Genomic DNA, 13054 nt, shown 5'->3' with positions numbered 1-13054 from the left:
TGCGTCAGAAAGTTGGCGTTGAATTTGTATATAATGTTGACCTTGGAGGTTTTTATGAATAATAGTGAGAGAAAAGAAAAATTGGAAACTCGCATTTTATCAAGTAGAGGCAGGTCTTTACTTGACCATGAGCTACTGGAACGTACTCTATCTGAATGTGAAGAAGGAAGAGAAGTGGCCAAAAAGCTAATAGAGCTCTTTAGTAGTTTAGGAAGGGTAATTAACGCTGACTTTCATGAGCTAAAAAATGTTACAGGAATGAATGATGGAGCAATAGCAAGTATCTTTTGTCTGAAAGAGATTTTCGATAGGATACTGAAAGGTAAGTTAAAAAAGCTGTCGATTCTTGATAACAGAGAAGAGCTACTAAAATACTTTAAAACAGCAATAGGGCAGTCACGAAAGGAAAGCTTGCGAGTAATATACTTAGATCGAAGTGGTCATTTGATATACGAGTATATTCAAGACTGTGGAACTATAGACAGAGTACCTCTATATGTGAGAGAAATAATCAAACAGGGATTACTGATCGATGCATCATCTATTGCAATTTCACATAATCATCCAAGTGGAGATACAGAACCATCAAAGGAGGATGAGGATAACACACTTACATTAGCTGCAACCTGCGAAAATGTAGGAATGAAATTAATAGATCACATAATCGTAACACAGAAGAGCCACTTTAGTTTTTATGATAGTGGTTTATTGTAATCTGTAGACCGGAAGGAAAGTTCTCCAACTTTCCTTCTTTTTTTCTACTTCATAAATTAAAAAATTCAATATAAGCTTGAGCAGCTAAAATTAGTAATGAAAGGTGGAATTAGGCAAAAAAATAAAAGAACTTAGATTATACTGTGGTTTAACACAAACTGAGTTGGGAAAGAAAATAGGCGTTTCGTATAGACAAATACAAAGGTACGAAAATAGTTCAAACCAAATTTTGGCCAGTAGGCTATACGACTTAGCAAAAGCACTATCGATTAATGTGGCTGATTTTTTTACTGATGTGCATGTCGACTCACATGAAACTTATGATGAAGAAATACTAAAATTAGTCAAAGGATATAATGAAATTAAAAGCAAAAGGTTACGTAGCGTAGTTTATATATTGGTAAAATCTTTTTCTCAAAGTTACAATGAGAGTTAGTATTGCTTCAATACCTCAGTTAATATATTAATAAATGATTGTACAAGATGAACAACATCCTATTGATAAACAAATAGGTGAAAGAATAAGGAAGAGAAGGTTAATATGCGGTTTTAGCCAAAGAGACTTAGGAAAAAAGCTCGGAATTTCATTTCAGCATATACAAGGATATGAAACTGGAGAGGTAAGGCTTGTAATTGATAGATTGTATAATTTGGCAGAAGCTTTGTCCGTTGATATGTCATATTTTTTTACCAAAGCTTCTGAAGACTTACACGATAAGGCCTTTTGTAGCGATGTGGGTAGTGAAGAAATATCAAGGCTAGTGAGGGAATACAGGAAAATTAAGGATGAAACGTTGCGTGATATTGTGCATTCAGTGATAAAAGCGCTTGCCAATAAATAATATTGCCTGAATATATCTTCAATCCACTTCTACAAGCAATGCTAGTTAAGGTAAATTTTTTATGGTAATTTTGATTAAATTTCAAGAACTACTTTACTTTGCAATAATTATGGCTATGTAAAAACATAGCCACCAATCAAGAACGTCCTAAAGATGTCGTTTTGGTATCTTTTAATTTGCTCACCCAAGAAAAGGTCTCACTACTTTTAGAATTTTGGTCGCCCCACCTTCCACATCTAGTAAAGCTGCCTTTTTCCACTACTTCTTTAACAGACATTCCACCAAATAAACAACCCTTTCCTACGATTTCTCCTATTTCTTGCAACTCGTTCCACATTTCTTCATCTTCTACCTCAACTTGTACTTGATGATAGTCTTCTGTGTCATGATATACCATTAAATTTAGCTCTCCTAGGCTAGTGCAAAGTGTTACTGTAAAAGCGCTGTTATCGGATATATCTACGTAATTTCTTTTACCGTCTTTCCCAGTTTTGACCTCAACTTCACCATCACCTATTTTTATGATACTACCGCCAAGGTTTAAGTCTCCTTTACTTAAGCCCAAATTTTTTGCACCTTCTACAACTTTGGCAACATCAACTATGCAGCTATGTGAAAATTCAATATAGAAGGTCTTATTATCGATTTCTACATCTTCAACAGTTCCTTCTATAGTAGCGTCTTCTCCAACTTCCCTAAGTTTCTTGAGCCTACTATATATTTGTGGCTCAATTTCTTTTTGCACTTTTTGATACATTTCAGCTATTTTCTTATCAACTTGTACATTAAAATCTGCTCCATGTAAGGCTAACTTTCTGATTATATCTTCTTGTTTATTTTCTTTGAATTCATCACGATACATCTTAAACATTGTAACGTTAGTGAAGCTAAAGCCATCTTCGTTGCGAGCGTTTACTCTTATTCCTAAATCCAAAGCTTCATCGACGATTTTACTTAATTTGTCTAGATTTTCAGCTGCAATAGCTTTTTCCAAGAATTCATTTAATTTCACATTTTCATATTCACTTAGCCTTATCTTGCATAAAGCTGATCGAAATGGATTGAGCTCCTCAGGATATGTTAAGACAGGTAATTTACTAATCTTTTTATTTGCTGTTGGAGCAGCTTTTATAAAATTAGGTATAACCCTTCTTTTGCTATTCGCTCTACCGCTTTTAACATTTTACTAGACAATTTTTTACCATTTATTTTTTTCATTGTAACCCTCACTTAATTTCATTACTATTCGATCATATCGTGATAAATATTATTTAATTGTTAATATTATACGACTTATTGATTTACTGTATATTATAATAACAAGTTTTGCGGGCATCTACACTAGAAAAACACATCCTATAAAAATTATTTCAGTTTCAACAAAAATGGGGTATCGTAATCGTAAAATTGAAAAAAATGGATATCCTATCTTACTCTACTGAAAAGCTGAAAAAGCATTGTCAGCTACTTGATGATGAAGAAAAAATAGTTCTATATGAGCAGCTGCTAGACAAGGCTAAAGATATACTTGAAAACTCAAGAGATGATATTGCAAAGTTGAAAGAGGTAAGCAAAGCAGTTGTAGCAATAGAGGAAACTACCGATAAGCAGTTACTAGAAAAGTTTAATGATGATCACCCGCTAAGAGAAGTGGACATTTTAATCTACTCTCCTCAAGGAAATACTGAATATCTATTCAGCATAGATAACTCATCAGAGCTTTATGATTTAAAAGAAGATAAAGAAAAAGCTCTTTATAATGCAGTAAAGTTAAATGATGTTGAGCTTGTAAAAAAGCTGCTAATGATCCTTTCACCTACAGAAGTAAGTAATTTTGACACGAAATACTTGGAAGAATTGAAAATATTGCTGTCAGGAATTCACAAAGAATTGCAATTATCACAAGATATGAAAAATTATCTTGAGAAGACGATAAAGTTCTATAGTTTTTTATGTAGTAATTTTAACTTACTAGTTACAAATCCTACTGACGTAAAAGCCATAATTGATCTATTTGCTGCTCAACCAAATATTGATTACCAAATAGATAAGCTTCTACTTTCTTTTATTGTAAGAGATGTTGAGGAAAAAAAGCTAAACTCTGAAATTAGTCATATGATAGAACTTCTTGAGCAACACGAAAGATTTGCTGAGCTCGAATACAAGGTTAGAAGATTAAGATCAGAGTTTGCAAGTGGCAAAAGCAGATACTCGGCTGAAGTAATACGAAATAGCATTGCAGAACGAGAAAAAGAGATGAGGGAAATTGAGAAAAAATACGTAAGGCCAAACGATTTAATTAGCGAGAGGCAGAAATTATTAAAGCAATTACTTTGCTAGCTTTTTTTCCACTTCATAAAATTTGTTGTAAATTTGAATAAGAGGTGAAAAGTGCAATTAGGTAAAAAAATAAAACAACTTAGGTTAGATCGTGCTTTGACACAGACCGAATTGGGAAAGAGAATAGGTGTTTCGTATAGACAGATACAAAAGTACGAAAATGGTTCAAATTGTGTTTTGGCCAGTAGATTATATGATTTAGCAAAAGCACTATCGATAGATGTTGCTAACTTTTTTACTGATATGCACACTGACTCACATGAAGCTTATGATGAAGAAATACTAAAGTTAGTCAAAGGATATAACGAAATTAAGAGCAAAAGGTTACGTAGTGCAGTTTATATATTGGTAAAATCTTTTTCTCAAAGTGATAATACATAGTTAATATTACCTGATACGTAAAATGACTATACAACATCCTATCGATAAACAAATAGGGGAAAGAATAAGGAAAAGAAGGCTAATGTGTGGTTTTAGTCAAAGAGACTTAGGAAAAAAGCTTGAAATTTCATTTCAGCATGTACAAGGATATGAAAGCGGAGAGATTAGGCTTGTAGTTGATAGGTTATATAAATTAGCAGAAGTACTATCGGTTGATATGTCGTATTTTTTTACCAAAGCCTCTGAAGACTTACATGATAAGGCCTTCCATAGCGATGTAGGCAGCGAAGAAATATCAAGGCTAGTGAGGGAATATAGAAAAATTGAGGATGAAACTCTGCGTGACATTGTTCATTTAGTGATTAAGGCTCTTGCTAATACAGGCTTTAAAGCATAAATTCTCTCCTTGAGTCGTTGAAGAAAACTTAAACTTTCATTTTCTTCATCATTTTGCTTTTCTTTCACTTTGATGCGTGTAGTTATACCCTACACAAAGTATAATGTTTTAAAAATAAAAACCTGCACCATAAAATATTGAGATTTAGAATATTAACTTATAAAGTCTTTTCGGCAGTTTTAGCGAGGGTTTATTAGCAAGGATGTTGGAGGTTAGCAATGACTATATCTGAAGGTGTAATACAGCGTATAAGGCATAATGATAAGAACGCGATAGGGGGATGATTTTTTGGTCAAGGTGGCTGTGCTATAATGCACCCCATAAACTAGACCAAAAAAAAATGGTTGATCCGAGTAGGAAAGTAAAGGGGTAAAAGTATGGCAACAAAAAAATATGAACCAGAGTTAAAAGCAAAGATAGCTTTGGAAGCAATAAAAAATCAAAGAAGCACAGCTGAGATATGTAGTGAATATAAAATACCATCAACAAATCTATATGATTGGCGTGATAGAGTATTGGCAAGGTTAAAAGACCTATTTGTTGAAGAAAGTGAAAGTGCGAGAAAACAAAGAATCTTAGCGCAAGAAATAGAAAGTTTACATAAAGTAATAGGAGAATTGACAGTGGAAAATAGTTATTTGAAAAAAAAATTACTGAAATAAGCAAAAAAGATAGAGTAAGATTTATAGAAAAAGATTCTGATCTGTCAATTAGGAAACAGGCTGATTTACTGGGGATTTGCAGATCTAGCCTATATTATAGGCCTATAATTAATAACGAAAGTGAAATTTGATTCAAGAAGTATATTTGGCTTCTGATTGCCGTTATGGATATCGTAAAATTACTGCTGAGATCATAGCGAGTGGAGTAGTAGTCAATCACAAAAAAATCTTAAGAATTATGAAAAAAATGAAGATTAGTGGGCTGTATTGTAGAAAAAGATGTAATACAAGTATTAAAGAAAAAAAGCATAAAATATATCCTTATTTACTCAAAGATTTGATTATTTGTAGAGTTAATCAGGTATGGGCTACTATATATTATGGTAGAAGGTAAGTTTATCTATTTTGTGGCAATAATGGACTTGTATAGTCGCTATATTATTGCTCATTCATTATCACCATATCTCGATGCTGGATTTTGCCTTTATACTCTCAAAGAAGCTCTAAAACAAGGTAAACCTGAGATTTTTAATAGTGATCAGGGGGTGCAGTTTACTAGCTACAACTTTATTATGGAATTAGAGCGTGCTAATATTAAAATCAGTATGGACCATAAAGGACGTTGCTTCGACAATATATTTGTTGAGCGCTTATGGAGAACTTTAAAGCAAGAAGCTATATATTATTATAGACCAAATAGTATCAGAGATTTAAATCTTATAATAAATGATTTTGTTTCTTGGTATAACTATAGAAGGCGACATCAGACTCTACATTATAAAGTTCCTGCTGATCTTTATTATCATAAACAGTAAATGAATATATTGATAAATACTTTAAATGTGTGTCGACGTATTTATCAACATATTCATTTTAAAAATCGGATCACTTTGAAAAAAATGGTCTAGACAAATGGGTGCATTATAATGTATAACAATGTTACAAAAAATAATATCATAGAATTCAGTAGGATAATTCCTAGAAAACCCCTACATACTAAAAAAAGCAAAATGCTGTTAAAATGAGCTTAAGAATAAATAGCAAACATCTAACATAACAATTCTATTTGTAAATCAGGTGAGGCTTATCCTATAGAAAGCTTTCGAACTACGCAAGCGTATCTTTTGCCTTTAGTATTTCTTTATTGTTTAAGATAACTGTCTGAGCTCCTCTGCCTTAGCATTATATCTCCACTTTCTGCAAGTTATTCCATTAAGTAGTAAAAATATTAGACTTGCCGCAAAACTAAGAAAAAAAGACCAAAGATAGAGCAGATTGAACTTACAGTAAAAATAGAACAAAAAAACTCCAACAATAAATTATGCAAACTTCATCAGGTTAACTTTAACTTAAGAAAACATAAATCAAATTTTCTTGCTCAAAGACCTTGCTTTTTCTCCAACCTTACTCAAACGTACTCTAGCTTAATGCATAATTTTACCCATAAACAACCTTATCTTTGGTACTTTTATTAGTTACAAGTCATCTAGAAAACCCAGATGCTCTACGAAGCCCACCAATCAATATCAGATCCTGCTCTTGTCCTACAGCATTTAATATAGCGTATAACAAAACCATCGCATCTCCCCCAGTAATACGCTTGCATCCTCCACAAAATTCGTATTCACTTAACTGTCGATTTGCCTCCACCCTTTTTCGTTCAACTTGTTCTGCGGTGTTAGCATACTTCAACTCTATTCCAATTGGATGAGTATCATCATTTTCCGCAGATTTTGATAATACTAGGTCTATTTTCCTTCCTCTCTGTAGCTGGAACTCAATAATTACCTTGGCAGGATTATCGCAACTTTGAAATATCCCACGCAACAAAGCCTGAAATTTAGCTTCATTGTTCACGAGTAGACGGTTTCCATTTAATAACGGAGACAACAGACGAGAAATCTCATTAAATAAAACTTCATACCTAGCCCTGTACTCACCATTAACATTACCATCATTACCAAAATTAGGCTCAGCACTCATCAACTGATCTGCAAGTTGATGTAAATTCCTAACATTACCCATTTGTTCTGAAAACCTTCCCTCGAAATAACCTTCACTATGAGAACGTGAGTAAGCACGTAGTGATTCGAATTTCTTTGCAGAAGCCACTTCCAGATGACCCTGGACATCTACTTCACAAAGTACTTGACGCACCTTAGCATCATCTGTGGCTTGAGGCAGTAACGACAGGTTCAATGCTTTGTCTGGTAAAGTCTGCCACTTTAAACGACGAAAAATGTGAAGCACAACAAAACCAATATTTGATAAAAATAGAGCTAAAGTTAACGCATGGCTTACAATATCTGCTGCATCTCCCCTACCACCTGTACGTTTCATTTTCTCTCCCTGAGAGTGGTTAAATAGATACTTGGTAACCCTTACCTCCCGCCCATCATTTGTTTCTAAGTCCCTCCTTGTAGATAAAACATTTCCAAAAACAAACGATGACGTACAGGAAAAAGTGTTACAATGAGGCGATTGAGTGAACTCTGATGCTATGGGTTGTAAAAAACGTTTTACATTTCCCCTAACTCCATTTCCATGAGGATGTAGTAAACCCGGTATTAAGGAAAGACCACCTTCTGAAAAGGCCTGCACAGAAGTTCGGAGACCAGCACCTCCACGTAATTGAAAATTTAACGCTACACAAACAGCACTTGGTGATGAGGTATGAATAGGCAAAGACGAAACAGAACAACTTTTAGCATAATCTTTAGCTTGCTCTAATCCTTCCTCATCACCAACCTTCAACTCAATTATAATTGGAACCGAATCATTTGTCTGATCAACACCACGAACAAGCAAAACAACATCTGCATAACCTTTTCCTATAAGTAGCTCTGGGTAGAAATCAGCCACAGCTCGGTATCTAAAATTTACTAAAAACCCACACAGAAAACCGTGGTAATCAGACTCTGCACGAAACACTAAGCTATCTTCATGTTCATCATGGATATCAATAACATATTCCAAAATTCTTTTAACATTAGTACGCACTTCTCCTGTATCATCATTTGCCAACTCACTCATCAGGTCTAACAATTCACCTTGTTCTCTGATTGGGTTAATTTCATGAAAAATTGGAGCTCCAGGTTCATCACGTTGAGGAAATCTATCTATTTCATGAATAAACCTACATTCTTCTCCAAACCGAAATATTTTATACTCTTCCCAATCCAGATCCTTATCTTCCTGTAATTCTTGTGGAAGATTCTCTTCTACCTGCTGCTTCTCTTCTGCACTAAACCTTGACCCAGGGCTGTTCTCATTATCAGCAACAGTATAACACCTGACTATTCTTCTATTTTCTTTATTAGTGAGAACAGCAACTTTTAGATTTCCATAATTGTCAAAACGAAAATAGACTCTTTCATCTTCAACTAATATACCTGCATCATGTGCAGTAGAAAACATACCAAAAAAGAATGTAGGAAAAAAGCCAGGCTTATTAGCCGAATGCAAAAAAGATGGACAGTTGTTTAAAAAACCTACAAATTGTCTACTAAACTCATCACAACCTCCACTTAATAAAGCCCTAACTAATTCACGATCTTCATTATTACCATGCATAAATACTCCTATTTGTTAACAACTGCAGCAGGCGAAATACTAACATTAGTACCCACTAACGTAGATTGAGGACCTTCAGTGCTAGCAGAGAATAAATTCAAATTTCTCGCTGACTTACACAACTCTTCTATTAAATTGCAGGAGCTAGTTGCATCTATCATCTTAGAATTCCTTGTTTTATCTAAACTATTTGCTATCCTCTCTTTTAATGATTTAAAGCTTTTGTCTGAACAACAATCTTTAGCAAACTTTAAAATACTCAAGACCAAATCAACTTTTTCACCATCGCCAGCACTTTGAGTATCCTTGCTGTTCTCCTGATCTACAATCAAATTTGAAATTGCATTTTCCATTGCAACAAAAGCAATCCTATCTTTAAAAGGATCGACAACATTTATTTTATTTTGGTTAAATACACTAGATTCCCAAAGACTGCTAATAGCTGACCTTGCTTCATTCCTGTTATCCAAGTCATAATCTTTAGAAACTACAACAAATGAAAGCGATGAGAGAAGATGTGCATATCCTCTAGGTGAAAGCATTTTCTCTACTTCAGATCTTGAACATCCCTCGCTCAAGTACTGGATAACATACTTAGTTGTGCAAAGAAAACCGTGCTCTACTAAGTAACTAAGAGGACGATAGATCACACCCCTATCTTTCTTATTCGGTAGCCCAAGTAGTGACTTATGATCTACTTTTGCGCTTATGACTTTACCTAGAAGGGAACTTAAGGTAGAAGCAAGTTTATAGCTAGATTGCAATGGAGATAATTTTGCAATAGCAGAAACTAGCAATTTTTCTCTCTCTTCTTTCACTAATTTTTCTTCAGAACACAGACGATTATAGAAGTGTTCCACTCCCTTACTCCACTTGAAATCTACAGCCTTATTAAATCCATCTTCTGCTTCTATATTTTCTCTAAGGTTACCTGATTCTTGATCAATCCAGAAATTGAAAACAGGATCACGTCTTCCCATGGAACTTAACAATTCAACTCTTGCAAGCTTATCACTGCAAGCTAAATTCCTATCTTCCTCACATGCACCTTTATGAGATAAGTCAGATCTAAAAGACTCTAACGCCTTGTCAAATAATTGCTTAATTTCACTCTCTACACACTCAATACATGCTATTTTATATATAGCAAATGGATTCAACACACCTGATTTAGCTAATTCTCCTACCAATTTAGCAACATCTAGTGTCGCACCTGACCAACAAGATTCATCACGAAACGCATTACATAAGAGGTCCGATTGCTCAACGGTTAGACCCTCTACTGTTACAGGGTGAGCCTTGACCCATTCCTCAATAGCTGAAGTTCTATCACCTTTAACAACATCCTTCAGCTTACTTATTACTTTGCTAGAGATAATCTCTTTATTTTTTTTAGGATCAGAACTGAGACGAGATCTTTTGCTTGGGCCTGCATTACCCTTCAAATCTTCCGTTCCACGTTTAGTTTTACTTTTTGGCATCTAATTACCTCAAAATCAAATATTCAATGAAGGTATTATACAAGCATTAGAATAATATATAAATCGAAAAATTAGTGTGCACCTAAATTTAAGCAGTAATTATAGACCTGCTGCAAAAGAGGAGATATTAAAGAGAGATGTAGCAAGAGGGAATGAGCTTAAATTATCAAATTAACGTTATTCTACTTTACCTCACTAGCATTTTCCTTACCTTGAGCCTTACTATTACTCACAAATATAAACGTTCGTTACATAGCTCTTAATATGTCTAAAGAGACGAAATTTCCCGAATTATTTATAATGAACCCTTACGATCACATTCTGGGGACGTACATCAGAAAACTTTTATATTATTAGTTTTGTAGTAAAATTATATGAGTACATCGTATCTATTAAATCAGAAGCTTTATGGATTACAGATTGAGAGCTTATTTGTTTGGGGTTATCTGGTTTATACTTAGCTTACTTAGTAGTGTAGCTAATGATACTATATCAAAATATCTAAGTTTACATCTTCAGAGTTTTGAAATAATTTTTTTCCGCTTTCTGTTTACCACTATTACCCTTGTACCTTTTATGTTTTACTATGGAATAGAAACTTTTAAAACAAGTCAAATATCTACTCAAATAACCAGGGGTGGGTTGTTGTTTTGTGGAATGACCTTATGGACTTACGGGTTGACTGTTTTCCCCATAGTAACTGCAACGATTATAAGTTTTTCTATACCATTATTTGTTATACTTCTTGCAATCCCTTTACTAAACGAAAATATAATTTGGCAAAGATGGATAGTAACTATTATTGGTTTTGTTGGTATTGCTATTACCACCAAAGCTCATAGTGAAGACTTTAATCCTAAAATTCTTATTTTTATTGTATCTGCGTTAATCTTTGCTATATTAGACATACTTAATAAGAAACTTGTGATAAAAGAGTCAGTAATAAGTATGTTATTTTATTCAGCTCTAACGACAACTATTTTTTCTACTCCACCTTTGTTATTTTATTGGCATATGCCTTCCTTGTTGGAGTTAGTATTACTGCTGATTTTAGGAATAAGTTCAAACCTAATTCTGTTCTTCATGTTAAAAGCTTTTGCTCTTACTGATGCTACTGCACTTGCACCGTATAGATACATAGAGCTAATAATTTCTGCAATAGTAACATACGTTATATTTAATGAATTACCTGATAAAAGTGCTTTATATGGTACTTTGATATTAATACCATCAACCTTATTTATAGCTTATTCGGAAGGTAAGGCAATTAAGAAAAATAATGTAACAACAAAAGTTTATAATTGTTAATGGTATTTATTTTAGATGCTAAGCTACATTTTTAAGGTGATAGTAAAATGCACATAACTATTATAGGAGTAGGGTATGTAGGCTTAGTATCTGGTACAATGTTATCGGAGCAGGGCCATAAAGTTGATTGCATTGACATAAATACTGAGAAGATTGAACTTTTGAAATCAGGGAAAATTCCTCTATATGAACCTGGATTAGCAGATTATTTAGAGAATAATATAAAGTCACAAAGGATAAGATTTTTTGATTCGTATTCTCAAATAAATCCCAATACAGAAGTAGTATTTGTAACTGTAGATACTCCATCAGACTCCCTAGGAAATGCAAATTTAAAGAATGTATATAATGCAGTAAGTGAAGTTTCTGAGAGGGTTAATCAAGATTGCTTAATAGTGATAAAGTCAACTATTCCTCCTGGTACTGCAGAAAATATACATAATTATTTATCTAATAAGGGCTATAACTTTGATTTGGGAGTTAATCCAGAGTTTCTCAAGCAAGGCTCTGCAGTATCAGATTTTTTATACCCAGATAGGATAATAATAGGAGTAAAAACTAAGCTAGCTAGGGCAAAACTAGAAGTTATATATAGATCATTTATAGATAAGAATATTCCGTTAATAGTCACTGATACAGTTACTGCTGAAATGATTAAATATGCTTCTAATGCTTTTCTAGCAACAAAGGTTGCTTTTATCAATGAGATGGCAGGTTTATGTGAGCTATTAGGAGCAGACATTGACCTTTTAGCTAACAGTATGGGAATGGACCATAGAATAGGTAAGGAATTTCTCAAAGCTGGTCCAGGATTTGGAGGATCATGTTTTCCTAAAGATTTGTCAGCTTTAATAAGGCTTGCTGAAGATCACAATGTCAAGCTACAAATTTTAAATTCAGTTAAGGAATCTAACTATAATCATATAACAAACATTGCTAAAAAGGTAGAATATGTATTAAATGGAGTCCAAAATAAAAAAATAGCGATATGGGGGCTAACTTTTAAGTCTGGTACTGATGATGTAAGAAATAGCCCAGCTATAGACGTTGCAAAATTGCTAGTGAATAACAAGGCTAAAATTACTGCATATGATCCAATGGGGATGGATAATGCTAGGCAAGTTCTAAAGGATATAGAGTACGCGGACAGCGCTATAGGAGCTGCAAGAGACGCGGAAGCCTTATTATTATTAACGGAGTGGAAAGAATTTAAAAATCAAGATTTTGCAAGTTTAAAGAGTATTATGGCTGCACCTAATATTTTTGATTTCCGTAATTTATTAGATAGCGAGCTATTACTAAGATATGGTTACCATATTTATTCCTTGGGTAAAAAATCTATCTACAAAGTTTAAC

Annotated in this window: 11 protein-coding genes and 1 pseudogene; 9 read left to right on the top strand and 3 right to left on the bottom strand. The window is 33.7% G+C overall.

Going from position 1 to position 13054, the window contains the following annotated elements; translation table 11 throughout:
- The first annotated feature begins 54 nt into the window (after nt 1-54).
- The 3 genes from ABWU33_RS01780 (at nt 55) to ABWU33_RS01770 (ending at nt 1556) form a co-directional block, all read left to right on the top strand.
- A complete protein-coding gene (locus tag ABWU33_RS01780) occupies nt 55-714 on the top strand; it encodes a RadC family protein (RefSeq protein WP_012673223.1) in 660 nt (219 codons plus the stop codon).
- 103 nt (nt 715-817) lie between these two features.
- Nucleotides 818-1150, top strand: coding sequence for a helix-turn-helix domain-containing protein (locus ABWU33_RS01775; protein WP_041582615.1), 333 nt, complete (start codon nt 818-820; stop codon nt 1148-1150).
- Nucleotides 1151-1184: 34 nt separating this feature from the next.
- Nucleotides 1185-1556: a helix-turn-helix domain-containing protein gene (locus ABWU33_RS01770; protein WP_041582616.1), complete on the top strand. Its 372-nt coding sequence runs from the start codon at nt 1185-1187 to the stop codon at nt 1554-1556.
- Between the two features lie 136 nt (nt 1557-1692).
- On the opposite strand, the gene ABWU33_RS01765 is transcribed toward ABWU33_RS01770, so the two are convergent.
- Nucleotides 1693-2568, bottom strand: coding sequence for a hypothetical protein (locus ABWU33_RS01765; protein WP_353280914.1), 876 nt, complete (start codon nt 2566-2568; stop codon nt 1693-1695).
- Between the two features lie 404 nt (nt 2569-2972).
- On the opposite strand from ABWU33_RS01765, the gene ABWU33_RS01760 reads away from it, so the two are divergent.
- From ABWU33_RS01760 to ABWU33_RS01745, 4 genes and pseudogenes are all read left to right on the top strand, one after another.
- On the top strand, nt 2973-3896 hold the full coding sequence (locus ABWU33_RS01760) for a hypothetical protein (RefSeq protein WP_012673225.1): 924 nt from the start codon (nt 2973-2975) through the stop codon (nt 3894-3896).
- A gap of 51 nt (nt 3897-3947) precedes the next feature.
- Entirely contained in the window at nt 3948-4277 is a 330-nt protein-coding gene (locus tag ABWU33_RS01755; protein WP_007549995.1) for a helix-turn-helix domain-containing protein, read from the top strand.
- A 22-nt stretch (nt 4278-4299) separates the two neighbouring features.
- Nucleotides 4300-4674 carry a helix-turn-helix domain-containing protein gene (locus ABWU33_RS01750; protein ID WP_007549999.1) on the top strand — a complete coding sequence of 125 codons (375 nt, stop codon included), beginning with the start codon at nt 4300-4302 and terminating at the stop codon, nt 4672-4674.
- Between the two features lie 377 nt (nt 4675-5051).
- Nucleotides 5052-6151, top strand: a pseudogene (locus ABWU33_RS01745) (IS3 family transposase).
- A 667-nt stretch (nt 6152-6818) separates the two neighbouring features.
- Here ABWU33_RS01745 and ABWU33_RS01740 read toward each other — a convergent pair.
- Entirely contained in the window at nt 6819-8909 is a 2091-nt protein-coding gene (locus ABWU33_RS01740) for a PD-(D/E)XK nuclease domain-containing protein (protein WP_226079617.1), read from the bottom strand.
- A gap of 8 nt (nt 8910-8917) precedes the next feature.
- On the bottom strand, nt 8918-10390 hold the full coding sequence (locus ABWU33_RS01735; protein ID WP_077188281.1) for a hypothetical protein: 1473 nt from the start codon (nt 10388-10390) through the stop codon (nt 8918-8920).
- A gap of 408 nt (nt 10391-10798) precedes the next feature.
- Between ABWU33_RS01735 and ABWU33_RS01730 the strand changes: the two genes are divergently transcribed.
- Entirely contained in the window at nt 10799-11698 is a 900-nt protein-coding gene (locus tag ABWU33_RS01730) for a DMT family transporter (RefSeq protein ID WP_226079616.1), read from the top strand.
- Nucleotides 11699-11745: 47 nt separating this feature from the next.
- On the top strand, nt 11746-13053 hold the full coding sequence (locus ABWU33_RS01725) for a UDP-glucose dehydrogenase family protein (protein WP_019236556.1): 1308 nt from the start codon (nt 11746-11748) through the stop codon (nt 13051-13053).
- Nucleotide 13054: the final 1 nt, after the last annotated feature.

This window comes from Wolbachia endosymbiont (group B) of Cyclophora punctaria (genome assembly GCF_964028235.1).
Taxonomy (GTDB): Bacteria; Pseudomonadota; Alphaproteobacteria; order Rickettsiales; family Anaplasmataceae; genus Wolbachia.
The sequence above is the reverse complement of the archived record's forward strand: the minus strand, read 5'-3'. Positions and strand labels throughout refer to the sequence as shown.

Excerpts from the sequence above, each read along its gene's own strand:
- ABWU33_RS01780 (WP_012673223.1), top strand. The coding sequence starts at position 55 with ATGAATAATAGTGAGAGAAAAGAAAAATTGGAAACTCGCATTTTATCA.
- ABWU33_RS01770 (WP_041582616.1), top strand. The coding sequence starts at position 1,185 with ATGATTGTACAAGATGAACAACATCCTATTGATAAACAAATAGGTGAA.
- ABWU33_RS01760 (WP_012673225.1), top strand. The coding sequence starts at position 2,973 with ATGGATATCCTATCTTACTCTACTGAAAAGCTGAAAAAGCATTGTCAG.
- ABWU33_RS01750 (WP_007549999.1), top strand. The coding sequence starts at position 4,300 with ATGACTATACAACATCCTATCGATAAACAAATAGGGGAAAGAATAAGG.
- ABWU33_RS01740 (WP_226079617.1), bottom strand. The coding sequence starts at position 8,909 with ATGCATGGTAATAATGAAGATCGTGAATTAGTTAGGGCTTTATTAAGT.
- ABWU33_RS01735 (WP_077188281.1), bottom strand. The coding sequence starts at position 10,390 with ATGCCAAAAAGTAAAACTAAACGTGGAACGGAAGATTTGAAGGGTAAT.
- ABWU33_RS01730 (WP_226079616.1), top strand. The coding sequence starts at position 10,799 with ATGGATTACAGATTGAGAGCTTATTTGTTTGGGGTTATCTGGTTTATA.
- ABWU33_RS01725 (WP_019236556.1), top strand. The coding sequence starts at position 11,746 with ATGCACATAACTATTATAGGAGTAGGGTATGTAGGCTTAGTATCTGGT.